An 18,948-nucleotide genomic window follows, 5' to 3' on the forward strand; every position below is an offset into this window, starting at 1 on the left:
GCGATGTTCACCGGAATCGTCGAGGAGCTTGGCCGGCTGCACTCCCAGCGCGGCCAACGGGTGCGGATCGCCGCCGACACGGTGATCGAGGATGCCCGGCTGGGCGACTCGATCGCCGTCAACGGGTGTTGTCTGACCGTCGTCGCCCAGGGCGACGGCTGGTGGGAGGCCGACGTGTCGGACGAGACCGAACGGCGCACCAACCTGGGCGACCTGGCTGTGGGCGACCCGGTCAACCTCGAGCGGCCTCTGCGTCTGTCCGACCGCCTCGGCGGTCACCTGGTGCAGGGCCACGTCGACGCGGTCGCCGAGGTGCTCGAGCCGGTGCCCGACCTTCGGGTGGCCATCCCCGACGGGCTCCAGCGGTACCTGGTCGAGAAGGGCTCGGTGACCGTCGACGGCGTCAGCCTCACCGTGGCGTCGCTCGATGACACCTCGTTCACCGTGGCGGTCATCCCGCACACCGCCGAGGTCACCAACCTGGGTCGGCGCGGGGTGGGGGAGCGGGTGAACCTGGAGGTTGACGTGGTGGCCAAGTACGTGGAATCGATGTTGGGCGGAACCCCCGACCAGCAGCATGCAACCGACAGGAGCGACGATGAGTGAAGCCACAGCCGAAAGGGGCGAGGCGACGACATTCTGCACGGTGCCCGAGGCGATCGCTGCGATCGCCCGCGGTGAGGTCGTCGTTGTCGTCGACGATGAGGACCGAGAGAACGAGGGCGACCTGATCATCGCCGCCGAGGCGGCCACGCCCGAGGCGCTCGCCTTCTTCGTCCGCCACACCTCGGGGGTGATCTGCGTGTCGGTCACCGGTGACCGCCTCGACGAGCTCGACATTCCCTTGATGGTGCGCGACAACAACACCGAGAGCCAGCGCACCGCCTTCACCTACACCGTCGATGCGATCGAGGGTGTCACCACCGGCATCTCGGCCGCCGACCGTTCCAAAACGATCGCCACGCTGATCGATCCCGCCAGCCGTCCGGCCGACCTGTCCCGGCCCGGCCACATCTTCCCGCTGCGCTACGCCGAGGGCGGGGTACTCAAGCGCGCCGGCCACACCGAGGCGGCCGTCGACCTGGCCCGCATGGCCGGGATGTATCCGGCAGGCGTGCTGTGCGAGATCGTCAACGACGACGGCACGATGTCCCGGGTGCCCGACCTGGAGAAGTTCTGCGCCGAGCACGACCTGTTGATGGTGTCGATCGCGCAGCTGATCCGCTACCGCCGACAGAACGAGAAGCTGGTCCGCCGGGTTGCGGAGGCCCGCATCCCCACCGTGTGGGGCGACTTCACCTGCTTCGCGTACGAGTCGGTGCTCGACGGTCAACAGCACGTTGCGCTGGTGCGCGGCGCCGTGTCCGGTGAGCAGAACGTGTTGGTGCGCGTGCACTCCGAGTGCCTCACCGGCGACGTGTTCGGCAGCCTGCGCTGCGATTGCGGTGTCCAGCTCGACGCCGCCATGGCCCAGATCGCCGAGGACGGCCTGGGCGTCGTCGTCTACCTGCGTGGCCACGAGGGGCGCGGCATCGGCATCGGGCACAAGATCCGGGCCTACTCGCTCCAGGACGAGGGCCTCGACACCGTCGAGGCCAACGAGGCGCTGGGCCTGCCGGTCGACTCCCGCGAGTACGGCATCGGCTCGCAGATCCTCAATGACCTGGGCATCACCACCATGCGGTTGATGACCAACAACCCGGCCAAGTACGGCGGGCTCGACGGCTTCGGGCTGGAGATCACCGAGCGGGTGCCGATCGAGTCGGTGCCCAACCCCGAAAACCTGCGCTACCTACAGACCAAGCGGGAGCTGATGGGCCATCTGCTCCCCGGTTTGGACGACGAAGTGGAGAGCCCATGAACGTGATCGAAGGAAACCTCGACGGCACCGGCCTGAGGATCGGCATCGTCGCCGGTCGTTTCAACGACCTGATCACCTCCCGCCTGTTGGAGGGCGCCCGCGACGGTCTGGTCCGCCACGGCGTCGACGAGGACGACATCACCGTCGTGATGGTGCCGGGCGCCTTCGAGATTCCGGTGGCAGCGCGTCGCTGCGCCCAGTCCGGCGCCTTCGATGCGGTGATCACGCTCGGCGCGGTGATCAAGGGCTCGACCGACCATTACGAGCACGTCGCCGGCCAGGCGGCGGCGGGGATCGCCCGGGCGGCGGCCGACACCGGCGTGCCGGTGATCTTCGAGGTGCTGATGACCGAGAACATCGACCAGGCCATCGAACGGGCCGGCACCAAGGCGGGCAACAAGGGCTTCGACGCGGCGATGGCCGCCATCGAGACCGCCCGCGTGCTCGCCGCCCTCGACCAACTGGCCGACTAGCCGCCGACCGCACGTTTTTGGTCCATGCTACGTTTTGTGGCATGGCACGCACGCGGATCTCCACCACGGTCGACGCCGATCGGCTCGAGGATGCGCGGACCCGATCGGGCCTGCGGGATTCGGAGCTATTTGACCGGGCTCTGGAGTTGCTCCTTCAACGGTTGGTGATCGAAGCGGAACTCTCCTCCCTCGATCGGTTCCCCTATGAGTTGGACTCGGACCTGGGCGTTGGGGAGGCCCCCGGCGATCCGGAGGGCGCGTTGCCCTACGACGGCGCCGTTCCCTCACGGATTCAGCGTCTTGCCGAGGAGCGTCGGGCGGAACGCGAGCGGCGCGCTTCGTGACCGTTGTCGGCCACGGGCAGATCTGGTGGGCCGATCTCGAACGCGACAAGGTGCGACCCGTTTTGGTCCTCACACGAGGATGGGTTGCGCCACGATTGTCCAGAGTGCTGGTGGCTCCCATCACCACTCGTGTTCGAGGGATTCACTGCGAGGTGCTGTTCGGGCAAGGCGAGGGCGTCGAGGACGGCAGCGCGGCCAACCTCGACAACGTGCAACTCGTCGATCGTCGAGAGCTCCTCGGCCTCGCCGGCCGTATTCGTCCGGAGCGATGGAGTGAGGTGTGTGCCGCCATGGCCCATGTGATCGCCTGCGAAAGATGAGCCCTGGCCAAGGCCGCTAACCCGTCGCCACCAGAGGTGCCGGGGGTTCATGCGGCGACAGCTTCGGCAGCCGGATCGACGGATCACGCAGGTTGACCTCGACGACTCGGTCATCGCTGCGCCCGACACCCGGTGCCATCCTCCGAACCAGCACAAACGTGGTGACGCTGTCGGTGCTGTCGGCCACCCGCTCGGCCAACGGCACCAGCCCGTACCGAGCCCCGGTGGTGGGCCCGGCCAGCGCCACCCATCCCGGTGCGTCACGGTCTGCGACGACCCGGCAGGCCTCGGCGGTGGAATCGACCGATCGGGTGGGGACGCCCAGCGTGGCCAGGTACGTGCCGCACTGGGCCAGCGCCTGCTCGTGGCTGACGACCCCCTGAAGTTCGGCCACCGCCAGGTCGTCGGGATGCACCCAGGCGGTGAAGTTGACCGCCACCTGGTGGCTGCCGGCCACCGCCAACTCGGCACTGCGCGCGGCCAGCGCCTCGAGGGCGGGCCGGACACCGCCGGACAGCGTGTTGGTCACCGGGATGACCGCCCAGTCCGCCTGGTGGTCGGAGAGCCGGTCGAGCGCCTCGCCGACCGACGCCGCAGCCACCAGCGCTGCGCCGTCGCCGACCGCGTCGGCGCCCAGTGCCCGGGCGGCCTGCTCGGTGAACGTGCCGGGCGGACCGAGGTAGGCAATCACCTCGGTGCCGATCGGCGCCGGCGGGGTGACCAGCGCCTCGACCTGGGCGATCACCGCGTCTCGAACGTGTGCCGGATCGCCATCGGAGCGGATGCTCAGGCGCAGGATCAGCTCGCGGTCGCCCCGAAACCAGCGGTCGGCCACCGGCACCGCCCGGCTCAGGCCGGGCACGAGCGCCGCCAGCATGCGGCCCAGTTCGTCGCCGTTGAGCGACGGCGGCACCAGCACCCGCACATCGCGTTCCAGCGTGGCCAGGTGACCGGCAAGCCACCGCTCCAGCTCGGCGTCGGCCAGCAGACGGTGGCCGGAGAGGGCGAGGGCAACCGGGCGAGGTTTGCCGCCGATCCCCAGCTTGGCCGCCCGGCGCTGGCCGGCGGCATCGGTCACCAGGACCGCCCGGTCGTCGGGGCCGAGCACCACGTCGAGCAGCCGCACCTCGGTGCTGTCCACCGACACCACCGTTCCGATGTGGGGGCGCCGATCGGAGCCTTCCCTCGGCGTCAGGCCCACGACGCGGCCGTCGGCCCGTGCGGCGGCCAGATCGGAGCGCAGTGCCTGAACCGCCGCAACCGCGTCCTCGGCGGTCGCCTGAAGCCGGGTGAGGTCGACGGCGCGCAGCCCCTCGCGCGCCCAGGCGATGAACCCGGCGGTGTCGGCCGGGTCGCCGCTGGCCAGCGCCTGACGAAGCGCGTCGACCGCCTCGGCCAGGTCGTCGGCCCGACCCGCCCCGTCCACCCCGGACTGGATGGCGGCGATCGTCGCATCCTGGCTGGGCGTCAGCACGCGGCCGGCCAGGCCGGCCAGCGCCTCGAAGACCGGGGTGCGGAACCGCCACAGCTCGTCCATGCCCGGCTCGGAGCGACTCACCAGCCCGGCGAACACGATCAGCACCTGGTGGGTCAGCGCCTGCACCCAGCTCATCACCCGGTCGTGCTCGGCGGCCGACACCTCCTGCACGGTGATACCGGCCTCGGTGAACAGGTCGCTCAGCCAGCGGTGTGCAGCGACGTCGTCGGGGTCGGGACATACGACGGCGCTCTGCCCGGCGGGGCCGGGCACCCGGGGACCGAACAGCGGGTGGGTGCCGAAGACCGCCAGATCGTCGCGACGCGCCCGCAGCGCCGCCAGCGGCTGGTTCTTCGACGACGTCACGTCAAAGACGATGCTGCCCGGTGCCAGCAGGGGCAGCACGACCGACGCGATCGTGTCCACCGCGTCGGCGGGCACGGCCAGGCACAGTGCCAGTCGACCCGAGCCGGGCGGGTCGAGCGGCGACGGCGCTGCGCCGCCATCCGCGCCGGTGAACACCGGAATGCCGCCCTCGTAGGCGACCTTCAGCCGCAGCGGCGGGTTGGGGCGCTGATCGTCGGAATGCTCAAAAATGTGATGGGACACGTCGACCAACACCAGCTGCAGGGACGCCTCCGCAAAAATCTGCTCGGCCAGCCAGCGGCCCATGCCCTGGGCCGCACCGAAGATCACGAGTCGACCCGGCATCTCGGCCGGGGTGGGGGAGGGCCGGGGCATTCGCCGATCCTAGGAGGCAGGTGGTCGGCAGGTCTCGGTTCATCCTGATTGGGTGAGGACTGCTGACGCCCCGGTGGACCAACATGGGGGCCATGGCACAGGATCCCCAGGAAGAACTGGCGCTGGCGCGCGCCGAGCGCGATGCAGCCGTCGCCGAGCGCGAGGCCATGCGCGCCGAGATGGCCGGCCTCCGCGACCGACCGCCGTCGCGCCGCCTGGCCCGGCGCACCCTTGCGGTTATCCTCGTGGCCGTCTCGTGCCTGTCCTTCCTCACCGCAGGCATCGGCGTGTGGGCCAACCGCAGCCTCCTCGATACCGACGTCTGGGTCGAGCACACCGGCCCGCTGATCGACGACCCGGTCGTGCAGGCGGCGGTCAGCGCCAAAATCACCGAGGAGACGATGAAGCTCATCGATCCCGAGGCGTTGATCAAGGAGGCGCTGCCAGAACGGGGCCAGGTGCTCGCCGTGCCGCTGTCCAACGCCGTCCAGACCTTTGTGGCGCGCGAGGTGGACAAGGTGGTTGCCACCGAGCAGTTCAAGCGCCTCTGGGTCGAGCTGAACCGCAGGGCGCATGCCAGGGCGGTTCAGGTGCTGCGGGGCGACGCAAAGGGGGTGACCGCCGGGGACGAGTCGGTGACGATCAGCCTGGTGCCGGCGATCAATCAGGTGCTGGCGCAGGTCACGTCGGTCTCACCGGAACTGTTCGGGAAAACGATCAACATCCCAGACGTGTCGATCGACGAGATCCCGACGGTGGCGATCGACAAGGTCAACCAGGCCTTCGGCACCAACCTGCCGGAGGACTTCGGCCAGGTCACGATCTACGACCACGGCAAGCTGAAGGAGACCCAGCAGGCGCTCGCCTTCTTCGACACCCTGTTGTGGGTGTCCGTCGTGGTCTTTGCACTGTCGACCGTCACTGCCATGGCGGCGTCGGTCAACCGCCGCCGCACGTTCCTCGAGCTGGCGGTCGTCGACGTGCTCCTTCTCGTGCTGATGCGCCGGGCGGCGATGATCGCCCAGGCCCAACTGCTCGGCGTGGTTCGGGAGCCGGTCAACAGGCGCGCCGTCGGAGCGACCAGCGACGCTGTGCTCCAAGGACTCTTCGACGGCACTCGAATCCTCCTGTGGATCTTCGGGATTCTCATCGTGCTCATGACGATCACCGGACCGTGGCCCTGGGCGGTGTCGCTCCGTCGGCGCACTGCATCCCTGGTCACCGGCGTTGCCACCGCCGCCCACGACCGGGGGACCGACCCGGCGACGACCAACTGGGTGGTGAAGCATCGCGACCCGCTGCGCATCGCTGGTGTGGTGGTGGCCCTGCTAGTGCTCTGGTGGGGGGCATCGTCCTGGCTCTCGGTGTTGATCGTTCTGGCCATCCTGGCGGCCTACGAGGTGGCGCTGTCCCGCCTTGTGGACGCCGAGCGGACCCCTGAACTCATCGACGAGGTCATCATCGAGGAACCATCGACCCCTGACGAAACGAGCGTTCTATGACGACCACAGCCCCCGCCGTCGCAGCGGGCACCAGCCCGAAGCGGGCCGGCGCGGTGCTCACCGCGCTCATCCTGGCCGCGGCGGTGGCCAACCTGCCCCTGGCGGTGGCCAACGTGGCGCTGCCCGACATCGGCAAGGCCTTCGACGCCTCGCAGACGCAGCTCAACCTGGTCGCCATCGCCTACTCGCTTGGGCTGGCCATGTCGGTGCTCTGGCTCGGAGCGGTGGGCGATCGCTACGGCCGCAAGCAGATGCTGCTCATCGGCGTCGTCGCATCCCTTCCGGCCTGCGTGGTCGCGGCGTGGGCGCCCAGCGTGGAGGTGCTCATTCTCGCTCGCCTGGTCGGCGGTCTGGCCGCCGGCATGGCCTACCCCACCACGCTGTCGCTGATCACGGCGCTGTGGACGGGCGCCGGGCGCACCAAGTCGATCGCACTGTGGTCGGCGCTCGGTGGGGCCATCTCGGCCCTCGGCCCGTTGGTCGCCGGGGTGCTGTTGACCACGTTCTGGTGGGGCTCGGTGTTCCTGGTGACATTGCCGCTGATCATCGTCAGCGTGGTCATGGTCGTCATGGTCGTGCCCGCCCACGTCAACGAATCCGACGATCCGGTCGACCACCTCGGCGGCATCCTCTCAGCGGTCCTCGTCGGCTCGTTCATCCTGGCTATCAACTTCGCCGCCGTGCCCAACGCCGGGACGCTCGTGATCGGCCTGGCCGTCCTCGCCGTCGCCGCGCTGATCGCGTTCGTGATTCAGGAGCGCCGCTCCAAGCAGCCCCTCTACGACCTCGCCGTCGCCGGCCGGCGGACGTTCTGGGTCGCCGCCTGTGCCGGCATCATCGTGTTTGGCGCGCTGATGGGGGCCATGTTCATCGGCCAGCAGTTCCTGCAGAACGTGCTGGGATACAGCACCGTCGAAGCCGGATTCGCCATCCTCCCGGCTGCCGTGGCGATGGTTCTGATCGCCCCGAGGTCGGCCAAACTCGTCGACACCAAGGGTGCGCGCTTCACGCTGCTGGCAGGGTACGCCGCCATCCTTGCGGGCTTCATCATCATGTTGGTGCTGTGGCGGGACGGGGTGTCCTACTGGCCGGTCGGGCTCGGGTACGCCCTGGTGGGTGCGGGCGTGGGCTTCGCCGGCACCCCGGCCTCGCACTCACTCACCGGCTCGGTTCCGGTTACCAAGGCGGGCATGGCGTCGGCCACCGCCGACCTGCAGCGGGACCTCGGTGGGGCCATCATGCAGTCGTTGATGGGCGTGCTGCTCACTGCCGGCTACGCCTCAGCGGCCACGGCAGCGATCGCCGGATCGTCCAAGGCGAGCAGCGTGTCCACCAGCGTGCAGAGCCAGCTGACCAAGTCGTTTAGCGGGGCCGATGCGATCGCTCGGCAGTACCCGCAGTACTCCTCACAGATCGTCGCAGCGGCCAAGCAGTCCTTTGTCGAGGGACAGGACTGGGCCTACGGCGTCGCCATCATCGCCGTGGCGCTCGGGGCGGTGCTCGTCTGGTTCATGTTCCCCAAGGCCGAGGAGGAACAAGCCATGCTGGCCGAGTTCCACCAACAGGACGAGGATGCCGAGGCGTCCACCACCACCACCTCTCAACCCGCCGGCCACCCGGACGGCTGACATGAGCTTGACGCGATCCAGTCGCTGGCGCATTCGTCGGGTCCGCCACTAGATCAAGAGCAGCCTCTGGGTCATTCTCGGTCTGTACGCAGCGGTCGCCTTGGGCACCGGCATCGCGCTCGTGGCCTTCGACCACGACAGCCCGCTCGAATCGTCCCTCGACCTGAGCGCGGTCAGCGCGGGTGCGGCGCTCGCCGCGCTCGGCGGCGGCATGATCACCTTCACCGGGTTCGTCATGTCGGTGGTGCTCCTCGTCGTTCAATTCGGCAGCAGCCAGTTCTCGCCCCGGTTTCTCCGCTGGTTCCGCGACGACCCGGTCATGAAGCACAGCTTGGGCACGTTCATCGCCACCTTTGTGTTCGCGCTGACCGCCACGGCACTCAGCGGGCGCGGCCCCGAGAACATCGTGCCGTACCGAGCGCTGATCGGAGCGACGGTGTTGACCGCCGCCAGCATCGCCTGGTTTCTGGCCCTCATCGCCCGAACGTCGGACAACCTTCGGGTTGCCCACGTCATCCAGCGCATCGACAGTCAGGCGCGCCGGGTGTTCGACGACGTCTACCCGACCACCAGCACCGAGGTTGAGGCGGCCCAGCAGGCGGCGGCGAGCGTCGACCCCAACTCGGCCGTGCAGCAGGTGCGAAATCCAGACGTGGGCGGCGTGCTGGTGGCCGTCGATCGCGACGAGCTGTTGCGGATCGCTCAGCGCCACAACGCGCTGTCACCGGCGGTGAACGACCCGACCACGGCGGTCCAATGCCTCCATCGCATTGCGGACGTGCTGCGCTACGCCGCCGCCAAGCACCTGTCGACCGGCGTCGTGACCGATGACCGGGGAGCGGTGCGCGTGCTCGTTCCGACCCCCACCTGGGATGACATGATCGCCGATCTGCCCGTCAAGCGCCATCCTGCGTTGGCCAGGCAACTGGACTTGCTCGAGGAAGCGGTCGGGCGTGCGTACCCGGCCGAGCAGCGCGCCGATGCGCTCGCAGCGGACCGGCAGGGGCTGGGGATGGCGATCCAGACCGGCGAAAGCGCGCGTGGCGTTTCCTGACCTCAGTAGACCTCGAAGCGGGCATCGAGCAGCGCCATGTCATCGGGATCCCCGGTCAGGATGAAGGTTCCCAAGCTCTGAGCGACAACGGCCAGGTGAGCATCGACGACATCGGAGGTTCCCGTTGCGGCGAGCCGCCGACCAACACTCCTCGACTCGTCGAGCGGGTGGATATCGAAACTGCGCAGCGCTCGTGCCAGGTTTGCCTGTCGGGTTGGGTCCCGCCACACCTGAGCGAGCACGGGATGCGTCGTGTGAAGGTCGTCGCCGCGCTCGGTTGCCCGCTTGATCAGCGCCCATAGCCGCGAGTTGACTTGCTCACCGTCGACGATGAATGGGCCTGCGTCGACGATCACCGCCCAACACCCTGTCGATCAAGAACCTCGTCGGCCCACGCGAGGTGCTCGGCGTCGATGGGCCCATCCTCGGCCTCCCACGATGCGATCAGGTCGAGGATGGCCTGACTTCGGCGCCGTCGTTTCACCTCGGCGAGGAGCGAACGTTTGATCGCCAGCCGCTTGGTGCCGTCGATGGCCGCCAACTCGTCAAGTGCGGCTTCCATTTCGTCATCGAAATTGATGGTCGTCTTGGAAGCCATATGAGTATGGTAACCGAACCGTACAAGTACGGCTAGGTGGTGGCCCAGGCGGTGAACCGACCGTCGCGGCGCTCTAGGTGGAGCGACAGCCCGAAGGTGTCGCTGAGGGATCTGGCCGTGAGCACCACGTCGATCGGCCCGGCGACGCTCACCCGACCGTTGCGGATCAGCAGCGCGTGGGTGAAGCTGGGGGGGATCTCCTCGGTGTGATGGGTGATCAGCACCTGCGCCGGGCCGGCCGGATCGGCGGCCAGGCGGTCGAGGCGGCCGAGCAGGTCCTCCCGGCCGCCCAGGTCGAGCCCGGCGGACGGCTCGTCCAACACGATCAGCGGTGCGTCGGCCATCAGCGCCCGGGCCAACAGCACCCGCTGGCGCTCGCCCGAACTCAACGACCCGAAGGTGCGCTCGCCGAAGCCGGCCATGCCCATCGCGGCCAGCGCTGCCCCGGCCCTGGCGTGATCGTCGGCGGTGTAGTGATGCCACCAGGTCTCCAGCGCGCCGTGGCGGGCCGAGACGACGACGTCGTGGGCCGTGACTCCCGGACGGATCTTGTCGGCGAAGGCCACGCTGACAAAGCCGACCTGGGTGCGCACCGTGCGCACGTCGGCTCGGCCCAGCCGATGGCCGAGCAGGGTCAGCTCCCCGGCCGACGGTCGGTCCCACCAGGTGGCCACCCGCACCAGCGTGGTCTTGCCCGATCCGTTGGCGCCCAGCACCACCCAGTGCTCGCCGGGCAGCACCGCCCAGGTGACGTCGGACAGCAGGCGTCGTTCGCCCCGCCAGACGCTCAGGCCGCTCACCGACAGCAGCGGCTGGGACACGTTCCACCTCCGTCGGATCGGCGGCGACGCTTTCGCCAGAAGCCCGACGCTCCCACACGGCGGGCACCGAGGCGATTCATGGCCGGATGGTGACCCCCAACTACCATCGCCCCTCATGAAGATCGGTGTACTTGGAGCAACTGGACCGGCCGGAAGCGGGCTGGCGGTGCGACTGTCGTCGCTTGGATACGAGGTGTGGATCGGTTCCCGGTCCAAGTACCGGGCGATGGAGGTGGTCGACGGTCTCACCGACAAGTGGCCGGACAAGGACCTCAACCTGCATGCGGGCGACAACCAGGACGCCGCCCGTGCCGACGTCGTCGTCGTGGCCACCCCCTGGGACGCGGCGGCCGCCACCGTGATGCCACTGGCCGACCTGCTGGCCGGCAAGGTCGTCATCTCGATGGCCAACGCCCTGGCCAAGGTGGCCCACGAATTCCAGCCCCTCGTGCCGCCCCGCGGCTCGGTGGCGGCGTCGATCCAGGCCGCCATTCCCCAGTCGCTCGTGTCGGCGGCCATGCACCACGTGCCCGCCAAGGAGCTCGGCGACCTGGCCAACCCGGTCGAGTCCGACGTGCTGGTGTGCTCCGACCACGACGAGGCCACCAACACGACGCTCGAGATCGTCAACGCCATCCCCGACCTGCGGGGCCTGGATGCCGGCGAGCTGTCCAACGCCGCCCCGATCGAGGCCTTCGCTGCGGTGCTGTTGCAGCTCAACGTGAAGTACCGCACGCGGGCCGCCGTGCGCTTCACCGGGATCGATCCCAAGAACCGGCGCACCAAGTCCCCTGGACGCACCGCGCAGGCCGCCGCCAAGCCTGCGGCTTCCAAGGCACCCGCCGCCAAGGACACAGCCGCGCCCGCCACGGCGTAACGCCACCTCCGTGCGCCTCTACGACACCCTCCGCCGCAAGATCGTGCCCTTCGAGCCGGGCCCGGTGGTCACGATGTACACGTGCGGAATCACGCCGTACGACTCCACCCATCTGGGGCACGCTGCGACGTACCTGACCTACGACGTGTTGCAGCGCCGCCTGCGCGACGCGGGGCACGAGACCCGCGCCGTTCGCAACATCACCGACGTCGACGACTCGATCCTGCCCAAGGCGCGCGAGCTCGGCGTGCACTACCTCGACCTGGCAGCCGCGGAGATGGCCCGCTTCGATGCCGACATGGAGGCGCTGGGAATGCTGCCGGCGTACTCCGAGCCCCGCGCGACGTCGGCCATCCCCGACATCCGAGGGTTCATCGGCATGGTGATCGATACCGGCCACGCCTATGAGGCGGGTGGCTCGGTGTACTTCGAGGTGGCCACCTTCCCACGCTTCGGTGAGCTGTCCGGCTACTCGCGCGACGAGATGCTGGAACTGGCTGCCGAACGGGGCGGCAACGTCGACGACCCCAACAAGCGGGACCCGCTCGACTTCGTGCTGTGGCAGCCATCCGCCGAGGACGAACCGGCCTGGGAGTCGATGTGGGGCCCTGGCCGACCCGGGTGGCACATCGAGTGCTCTGCGCTGTGCCTGCGGGAGCTGGGCACGACCATCGATCTGCACGGCGGCGGCAGCGACCTGATCTTCCCCCACCACGAGTGCGAGGCCGCCCAGTCCGAGGCCGCCACAGGCGAGCCGTTGGTGCGCCACTGGATGCACCAGGCCATGGTCCGCATGGACGGCGAGAAGATGTCGAAGTCGCTGGGCAACCTGGTGTTCGTCAGCGAGCTGTCCACCACCTTCCACCCGATGGCGATCCGACTCGGCGTGCTCACCAACCACTACCGCACCGAGTGGGAGTACTCCGACGAGCTGATGCCGGACGCCCAGCGACGCTGGGAGCGCTGGCTGGCGGCGGGGGAGGGGACCGGCGCGTTGAACGACGTGCGGGCCGCGCTGGACGACGACCTGGACACGCCGGCTGCGATCGCTGCGATCGATGCTGCGGTCGAACGGGGCGAGGGCGTGTCGGAGGCGGCCATGCTGCTCGGCGTCGACTTCGAGCGCTGAGCCGCCCACCGGGCGCCGGCCTTACGTTGTCGCCATGAATATTCTCAGGTCCGAATGAGAAATCGCCCGTTAGCGGTACCAATCATCATGGGCATAGGACAGAATAGGCCGTCACCAAAACTTCATGAAGGAGCGCAAACTGCGATCAGCATGAGTGCGTTCCGCAGGTGACCGAAATGTAAGGGGAGTACATGCAACTCGAGGTCGGACAACTCCAAAAACCCATCAAGGCGGTTCTCAAGCCGCTCTTCAACTTTGCGTGGCGAGTGAGCACCGACGGCCTTGAAAACATCCCCACCGATGGCGGCGCCATCATCGCCCCCAACCACCTGTCGGTGCTGGATTCGTTCTTCGTGCCCTGCTCGCTGCCCCGTCGCATCACCTACGTGGGCAAAGCCGAGTACCTGGACGATTGGAAGACCAAAGTACTGTTCCCGGCGATGGGCATGATCCCGATCGACCGGCGCGGCGGGGAGCACGCCCAGGCTGCGCTCGACGCAGCAGCGGACGTGCTCAACCGCGGGGAGCTGTTTGGCATCTACCCGGAGGGCACCCGCAGCCGCACCGGCGACCTGCACAAGGGGCACACCGGCATCGCTCGCTTGGCGATCGAGACCAACTCGCCCATCGTGCCGGTGGGCGTCCTTGGCACGGTCGAGGTGCAACCCCCCGACGCCAAGTTCCCGCGGCCGTTCCGCAACGTGCACATCCGCTTCGGTCAACCGATCTCGCCCGAGCGCTACCTCGACCGCCTCGACGATCGCATGGCGCTGCGTCAGCTGACCGACGAGGTGATGTTCGAGATCCGCCGCCTCACCGGACAGAACTACGACGACTCCTACGCCACCAAGGCGGCTAAGCCGGAGCAGCCCAGCGCACCGGCCACCGCTCCTGCGTCCTCCTCGACGGTGCTCACCGGCGCCGGCGGCGAGGTGCGCCACGGCCGCCACCTGCGCACCGGTACGTCGAGCCCCACCCAGAGCGGCGCCACGCGCCCCTCGTCCGGATCGGTCCTGGCGGCGCGCCCGCTGGTGCCGGCCGGTAGCTCCCCGGTGCCGGCGCCGGACCCGGCTGCCGCCAGGGAACAGGCCGCCGCCGCGGTCGACACATCCTCCGACCACGACGACATGCTCAGCCGGGCCTCGTCGGCGACGGTGCTGCAGCCAAGGCCGCTCGTGCGGGCCTAGGCAACCCGCTTCCGGGTTCCGTACCCGCACGAGTAGCCTCGGTCCCCTTATGTCAGCGATCACGGTCACCCTTCCCGACGGTTCTCAGCGAGAGCTCACCGACGGTGCCACGGGGGCCGACCTGGCCGCCGACATCGGTTCGGGCCTGGCCAAGGCGGTTCTGATCGCCGAGGTGAACGGCCATCCCAGCGACCTGTCGGCGCCGCTGCCCGACGGGGCCGAGGTGCGGTTCCTGACCAAGCGCGACCCGGAGGTGCTCGAACACCTGCGGCACTCGACCGCCCACGTCCTCGCCCAGGCGGTGCTCGACCTGTGGCCGGGCGCCACGTTCGCCGGCGGCCCGCCGATCGAGGACGGCTTCTACTACGACTTCGAACTGCCCGATGGCGGCACCTTCTCCGAGGGCGACCTGGCCCGCATCGAAGAGCGGATGCGCCGGATCATCAAGTCCAACCAGCCTTTCGAGCGGTACGAACTCGAGCTGGACGATGCGATGGCCGAGATGGGCGACCACCCCTACAAGCAGGCGTTCATGTCCGCCGCGTCCGGCGGTGACGACTCGGACGGGGAGGCCCCCGCCGGTGAGACGATCAGCTTCTACCGCAACGGCGACGGCTTCGTCGACATGTGCCGCGGCCCTCACGTGCCGTCGACCGGCAAGCTGGGCTGGTTCAAGCTGATGCGGGTGGCCGGCGCCTACTTCCGGGGCTCGGAGGCCAACCCGATGCTCCAACGCATCTACGGCACGGCCTGGACCTCCAAGGACGACCTGACCGCCCACCTCGAGCGGCTCGAGCAGGCCGCAGCGCGCGACCACCGCAAGCTGGGGGTCGAGCTCGACCTGTTCAGCTTTCCCGAGGAGATCGGCTCCGGGCTGGCGGTGTTCCACCCCAAGGGCGGCATCGTCCGAATGCTGATGGAGGACTACTCCCGCAAGCGCCACGCCGAGGCGGGCTACGAGTTCGTCAACTCCCCCCACATCACCAAGGAAAAGCTGTTCCAGATCTCGGGGCACCTCGACTGGTTCGCCGACGGCATGTTCCCCCCGATGCAACTCGACCTGGACGGCGACGGCGAGGCGACCAACTACTACCTCAAGCCGATGAACTGCCCGTTCCACATCCTGATCTTTCAGGCCAGGATGCGCAGCTATCGGGAGCTGCCGCTGCGCATGTTCGAGTTCGGCACGGTGTACCGCTACGAGAAGTCCGGCGTGCTGCATGGCCTCACCCGGGTGCGCGGCCTGACGATGGACGATGCCCACATCTTCACCACCAAGGAGAACATGGGGGAGGAGCTGTCGTCGTTGCTCGACTTCGTGCTGTCGTTGCTGCGCGACTATGGCCTCGACGACTTCTACCTCGAGCTGTCCACCAAGCCCGAAGAGAAGGCGGTCGGCACCGACGAGGAGTGGGACGAGGCCACCGAGGCGCTGCGCCAGGTCGCCGTGGCCCAAGGCCTCGACCTGGTGATGGATCCCGGCGGTGGTGCCTTCTACGGCCCCAAGATCTCGGTGCAGGCCCGCGACGCCATCGGCCGCACTTGGCAGATGTCGACGATCCAGGTCGACTTCCAGCTGCCCCAACGCTTCGAGCTGGAGTACGTGGGCTCCGACGGCGAGCGGCACCGGCCGATCATGATCCACCGGGCGCTGTTCGGTTCGGTCGAGCGCTTTTTCGGCGTGCTGGTCGAGCACTATGCCGGGGCGTTCCCCACCTGGCTGGCCCCGGTGCAGGTGGCCATCCTGCCGGTGGCCGACGCCCACGACGACTACGCCCACGACCTGGCCGCACGGCTGCGCACGGCGGGGTATCGCCCCGAGGTGATCGAGGCCAACGACACGTTGGGCAAGCGCATCCGCAACGCCAAGGGGCAGAAGCTGCCGTACGTGTTGGTCGTCGGGGACGATGATGTGGCCCACGACACTGTGGGTGTCAACCCCCGGGGTGGCTCGGTCGAGCGGGACGTGTCGGTCGACGCCTTCCTCGAGCGGCTGGCAGCCGAGGTGGAGTCCAAGGGCATCGGAGCCGGGCCGGGCACGCCCGTCGGTGTCGATGCCGGCTCGCTCGACCCCGACGGCGTCCCCCAGGCGGTGATCGAGGCCGCCTCGCGCCCCGGTCCGTCGTGACGCTCGATCACTTGTGGAGCACCTGGCGATCGAACTACGTCTCGACGCTGGGCGACCCGCAGGGCGACGCCGAGGGCACGCTGTTCGAGCGCATCCTCGGCGCACCAGAGGGTGATCGCGAGAAGTTCGTCGTCGCCCGCGGCCGTCGCTGCTTTGCACTGTTGAACCTGTTCCCCTACACCGCCGGCCACGTCATGGTGCTGCCCAACCGCGGCGTCGCCGGGCTGGACGACCTGAACGACGAGGAGTTCGCCGAGCTGTGGGCGATGGTGCGCGACGCCACAGTGGCCTGCCGCGAGGGGCTGGGCTGCGACGCCGTCAACGTCGGCGTCAACCTCGGCCCGGCGGCCGGCGGCTCCCAGAGCGACCATCTGCACGTCCACGTCGTGCCCCGTTGGGCCGGCGACGCCAACTTCATGACCGCCACCGCCGACACCCGCACCCTGCCGGTGTCGCTGCCCGAGGCCTGGGACCGCCTGCGCGCCGGGTGGCCCGGCGGGGCACCCCCTGCTTGGATGAAAGGACAGGCCAATGACTGACGAGGCCGAACACATCGACGAACTACCCGACGACCTCGACATGACCAACTTCGTCGGCCCGGTGACGTTCCCCAACAACAACCGTCGCCGCATCCCGGCGCTGATCTACCTCCTGCTCGGCGTGGCCGCCATCGCCGTCTCCATCGCCTACAAAGGTGAGGCGGTGGTCAACACCGGGGTCGCCGTCGCCGGCGCGCTGCTGGCGGTCTTCGGCCTGTACGGGCTGATCGCCGGCCGCACCTTGGCGGTCGACGACCAGCAGGCGTTCGCCACCGCCGGTTCTGTCGTCGGGTTCCCGGTCGGGCACGCGTCGGCACAGCAGGTGTGGCGGGGTTGGCGCTCCACCCCGACCTGGCGCATTCTCATCTACTCAAACGAGAACCCGCCCCAGAACCGCGGCATCGTGTTGATCGACGGTGTCAACGGCGAGATCGTCGAGTGGTTCGCCGAGGAGAACCCGGAGCGCTGGGACCCGCAGCCCGGCGCCTGAACCACCCGGGTCCGAGAGGTCCGTCCGGCACCCGTCGAGCGTCTACGCTTCACAGAAGACACCCGGGTCGCTATGCTTGCAAGAGTTAGCACCCCGAGGGGAGACAGCATGTTCGACGGAAACTTCCGTCCTCAGGTCGAGGCCAAGCTCAAACCGGTCGGCCAGCAGATCAAGCGCACCGGCATCACGGCCGACCACCTCACCATCGCGGGGCTGGTCATGGCGGTGGGCGCTGCGGTCGTCATCAGCTTCGGTTGGTGGCACCTCGGGCTGCTGTTCGTCGTGCTCACCGGCGTACCCGACCTGCTCGACGGTGCTGTGGCCAAGGCGTCGGGCACCGCAGGGCCTCGTGGGGCCTTCTTCGACTCGGTCAGCGACCGCGTCACCGATGCGCTGCTGTTCGGCGCGATCGCCATCAACTACAGCCAAAACCAGCCCAACTGGGTGTGGCTGCCGGTCGCCGTGCTCGCCAGCGCCTCCTGGGTGAGCTACATCCGGGCCAAGGCCGAATCGCTCGGCTTTGACGCCAGCGGCGGCATGGTCGAACGGGCGGAGCGCTTCATCATCCTCCTGGTCGCCCTGCTGTTCCCCATGCTGATGATCCCCGCCCTGATCCTCATGCTGGTCCTCAACGTCGGCACGGCCGGACAGCGCTTCGTCAAGGTGTGGAAGCAGGCCTCGGTCGAGCGTCCCCGCCCGCCCCGCCAGCGTCGCCGTGCCCGCCGCAGCGAGACGACGATGGCCGAGCGTTGGCAGATCCGCCGGGACGCCCGCGACCGCCGCCTGGCCAGCCGCCGCTAACCAGGTCCTTCGGTTCACGGCGTGGTACTGGGCATCTCGGTCCTCGACCTGTTCAAGCTGGGCACCGCCGCCGCCGGTGTGCTGCCGAGGCCGGGCGCCAACATCGTCTCGCAGGGCCTGGCCAGCGCCGTGGCGCCGATGCTCTCCGAGCGGCGCCTGCTGATCGGCCGGAACCTCGATCGGGCGACCGGTCGCCGGCTCACCCCCGTTCGACGCGAGGCGCTCACCAACGCAGCGATCCGCTCCTATGGGCGCTACTGGGAGGACCTGTTGCGCCTGCCGACGGTCTCGACCCGCGAGCTGGCCGCCAACTTCGACAGCCAGGGACTCCACCACCTGGACGAGGCGGTCGCAAGTGGCACCGGACCCATCCTCGCCATGCCCCACGTCGGCCGCTGGGAGTGGGCGGCCGCATGGCTCACCCGCGTGCACGGCGTCGAGGTGACCGCCGTCGTCGAAGCGATCGAACCTCCGGAACTCTTCGACTGGTTCCGAAACAAACGCGAGGCGCTCGGCATCCACGTCGTGCCTCTGGGGCCGGACGCGGTCGGGTCGATCAGCCGGGCGATCAAAGCCGGCCACGTCGTGTGTCTGCTGTCCGACCGCGACATCAGCGGCGGCGGCCCCGAGGTGGAGTTCTTCGGGGAGCGCACCCGCCTGCCCGCCGGCCCGGTCACCCTGGCCCTGCGCACCGGCGCCCTGCTCTTGCCCACCGCGGTCTACGAAACGCCGGGCAACCGGGTGCTCGGCGTGGTCCGCCCCCCGATGGACCTCGAACGCGAGGGGCGCCTTCGGGCCGACGTCGCCCGGCTCACCCAGGTCCTCGCCTACGAGCTCGAGGAGCTGATCGCCGCGCAACCCCAGCAGTGGCACCTTCAGAGCCCCAACTGGCCGAGCGATGTCGCGGCGCTGCGGGCGGCCGGCTACTCGCCGGAGTCGTTGCCTGGGAGCGCTCCAGGGCATTCCAACTAGCCTCAC

20 protein-coding genes are annotated in these 18,948 nt (G+C 69.0%); 16 read left to right on the plus strand and 4 right to left on the minus strand.

All coding sequences use genetic code 11. The features are described 5' to 3' along the window. The first annotated feature begins 3 nt into the window (after positions 1 to 3). The 5 genes from PKD89_RS09840 to PKD89_RS09860 are packed head-to-tail and all read left to right on the plus strand — an operon-like array spanning position 4 to position 2,998. Positions 4 to 606, plus strand: a complete 603-nt coding sequence (locus PKD89_RS09840; protein ID WP_425591242.1) for a riboflavin synthase — start codon at positions 4 to 6, stop codon at positions 604 to 606. Beyond that, positions 599 to 1,861 carry a bifunctional 3,4-dihydroxy-2-butanone-4-phosphate synthase/GTP cyclohydrolase II gene (locus PKD89_RS09845; protein ID WP_287393130.1) on the plus strand — a complete coding sequence of 421 codons (1,263 nt, stop codon included), beginning with the start codon at positions 599 to 601 and terminating at the stop codon, positions 1,859 to 1,861. Before PKD89_RS09840 ends, PKD89_RS09845 begins: the two co-directional genes overlap by 8 nt. Then, positions 1,858 to 2,334 carry a 6,7-dimethyl-8-ribityllumazine synthase gene (gene ribH, locus PKD89_RS09850; RefSeq protein WP_287379181.1) on the plus strand — a complete coding sequence of 159 codons (477 nt, stop codon included), beginning with the start codon at positions 1,858 to 1,860 and terminating at the stop codon, positions 2,332 to 2,334. The genes PKD89_RS09845 and ribH overlap by 4 nt, the downstream gene beginning before the upstream one ends. Before the next feature lie 41 nt (positions 2,335 to 2,375). Then, the gene (locus tag PKD89_RS09855) at positions 2,376 to 2,678 is read left to right on the plus strand and encodes a hypothetical protein (protein ID WP_287393128.1); all 303 of its coding nucleotides are present in this window, start codon (positions 2,376 to 2,378) and stop codon (positions 2,676 to 2,678) included. Then, positions 2,675 to 2,998 (plus strand): type II toxin-antitoxin system PemK/MazF family toxin, encoded by a 324-nt coding sequence (locus tag PKD89_RS09860; protein ID WP_289011040.1) that lies wholly within the window; start codon positions 2,675 to 2,677, stop codon positions 2,996 to 2,998. The genes PKD89_RS09855 and PKD89_RS09860 overlap by 4 nt, the downstream gene beginning before the upstream one ends. Positions 2,999 to 3,014: 16 nt before the next feature. On the opposite strand, the gene PKD89_RS09865 is transcribed toward PKD89_RS09860, so the two are convergent. After that, a complete protein-coding gene (locus tag PKD89_RS09865; protein ID WP_289011041.1) occupies positions 3,015 to 5,216 on the minus strand; it encodes a prephenate dehydrogenase/arogenate dehydrogenase family protein in 2,202 nt (733 codons plus the stop codon). Between the two features lie 92 nt (positions 5,217 to 5,308). On the opposite strand from PKD89_RS09865, the gene PKD89_RS09870 reads away from it, so the two are divergent. The 3 genes from PKD89_RS09870 to PKD89_RS09880 are packed head-to-tail and all read left to right on the plus strand — an operon-like array spanning position 5,309 to position 9,400. Continuing rightward, the gene (locus PKD89_RS09870; protein WP_289011042.1) at positions 5,309 to 6,718 is read left to right on the plus strand and encodes a hypothetical protein; all 1,410 of its coding nucleotides are present in this window, start codon (positions 5,309 to 5,311) and stop codon (positions 6,716 to 6,718) included. Then, positions 6,715 to 8,346 carry an MFS transporter gene (locus tag PKD89_RS09875; protein ID WP_289011043.1) on the plus strand — a complete coding sequence of 544 codons (1,632 nt, stop codon included), beginning with the start codon at positions 6,715 to 6,717 and terminating at the stop codon, positions 8,344 to 8,346. Before PKD89_RS09870 ends, PKD89_RS09875 begins: the two co-directional genes overlap by 4 nt. Before the next feature lie 52 nt (positions 8,347 to 8,398). Beyond that, complete coding sequence (locus tag PKD89_RS09880; RefSeq protein WP_289011057.1) at positions 8,399 to 9,400, plus strand: DUF2254 family protein; 1,002 nt, start codon at positions 8,399 to 8,401, stop codon at positions 9,398 to 9,400. 2 nt (positions 9,401 to 9,402) lie between these two features. On the opposite strand, the gene PKD89_RS09885 is transcribed toward PKD89_RS09880, so the two are convergent. From PKD89_RS09885 to PKD89_RS09895, 3 genes are read right to left on the minus strand one after another with little or no spacing between them, the layout of a single operon-like run. After that, positions 9,403 to 9,756: a hypothetical protein gene (locus PKD89_RS09885; protein ID WP_287393118.1), complete on the minus strand. Its 354-nt coding sequence runs from the start codon at positions 9,754 to 9,756 to the stop codon at positions 9,403 to 9,405. Continuing rightward, positions 9,753 to 9,998: a hypothetical protein gene (locus tag PKD89_RS09890; protein ID WP_287393116.1), complete on the minus strand. Its 246-nt coding sequence runs from the start codon at positions 9,996 to 9,998 to the stop codon at positions 9,753 to 9,755. Before PKD89_RS09890 ends, PKD89_RS09885 begins: the two co-directional genes overlap by 4 nt. A gap of 32 nt (positions 9,999 to 10,030) precedes the next feature. Further along, on the minus strand, positions 10,031 to 10,819 hold the full coding sequence (locus PKD89_RS09895) for an ABC transporter ATP-binding protein (RefSeq protein WP_287393114.1): 789 nt from the start codon (positions 10,817 to 10,819) through the stop codon (positions 10,031 to 10,033). A gap of 115 nt (positions 10,820 to 10,934) precedes the next feature. On the opposite strand from PKD89_RS09895, the gene npdG reads away from it, so the two are divergent. From npdG to PKD89_RS09935, 8 genes are all read left to right on the plus strand, one after another. Further along, on the plus strand, positions 10,935 to 11,696 hold the full coding sequence (gene npdG / locus PKD89_RS09900; RefSeq protein WP_287379171.1) for an NADPH-dependent F420 reductase: 762 nt from the start codon (positions 10,935 to 10,937) through the stop codon (positions 11,694 to 11,696). 10 nt (positions 11,697 to 11,706) lie between these two features. Then, positions 11,707 to 12,825 (plus strand): cysteine--tRNA ligase, encoded by a 1,119-nt coding sequence (gene cysS / locus PKD89_RS09905; RefSeq protein WP_289011044.1) that lies wholly within the window; start codon positions 11,707 to 11,709, stop codon positions 12,823 to 12,825. Between the two features lie 191 nt (positions 12,826 to 13,016). After that, a complete protein-coding gene (locus PKD89_RS09910; RefSeq protein ID WP_289011045.1) occupies positions 13,017 to 14,012 on the plus strand; it encodes a lysophospholipid acyltransferase family protein in 996 nt (331 codons plus the stop codon). Positions 14,013 to 14,061: 49 nt separating this feature from the next. After that, positions 14,062 to 16,140 carry a threonine--tRNA ligase gene (gene thrS, locus PKD89_RS09915; protein WP_289011046.1) on the plus strand — a complete coding sequence of 693 codons (2,079 nt, stop codon included), beginning with the start codon at positions 14,062 to 14,064 and terminating at the stop codon, positions 16,138 to 16,140. Further along, positions 16,137 to 16,679: an HIT family protein gene (locus PKD89_RS09920; protein WP_289011047.1), complete on the plus strand. Its 543-nt coding sequence runs from the start codon at positions 16,137 to 16,139 to the stop codon at positions 16,677 to 16,679. Before thrS ends, PKD89_RS09920 begins: the two co-directional genes overlap by 4 nt. Next, positions 16,672 to 17,169 (plus strand): hypothetical protein, encoded by a 498-nt coding sequence (locus PKD89_RS09925; protein WP_287393261.1) that lies wholly within the window; start codon positions 16,672 to 16,674, stop codon positions 17,167 to 17,169. The genes PKD89_RS09920 and PKD89_RS09925 overlap by 8 nt, the downstream gene beginning before the upstream one ends. Positions 17,170 to 17,277: 108 nt before the next feature. Continuing rightward, positions 17,278 to 17,970 (plus strand): CDP-alcohol phosphatidyltransferase family protein, encoded by a 693-nt coding sequence (locus PKD89_RS09930; protein WP_287379164.1) that lies wholly within the window; start codon positions 17,278 to 17,280, stop codon positions 17,968 to 17,970. A gap of 21 nt (positions 17,971 to 17,991) precedes the next feature. Continuing rightward, on the plus strand, positions 17,992 to 18,942 hold the full coding sequence (locus PKD89_RS09935) for a phosphatidylinositol mannoside acyltransferase (protein ID WP_287379163.1): 951 nt from the start codon (positions 17,992 to 17,994) through the stop codon (positions 18,940 to 18,942). Positions 18,943 to 18,948 lie beyond the last annotated feature (6 nt).

It is taken from the genome of Candidatus Neomicrothrix sp. (assembly GCF_035329545.1).
GTDB lineage: Bacteria > Actinomycetota > Acidimicrobiia > Acidimicrobiales > Microtrichaceae > Microthrix > Microthrix subdominans.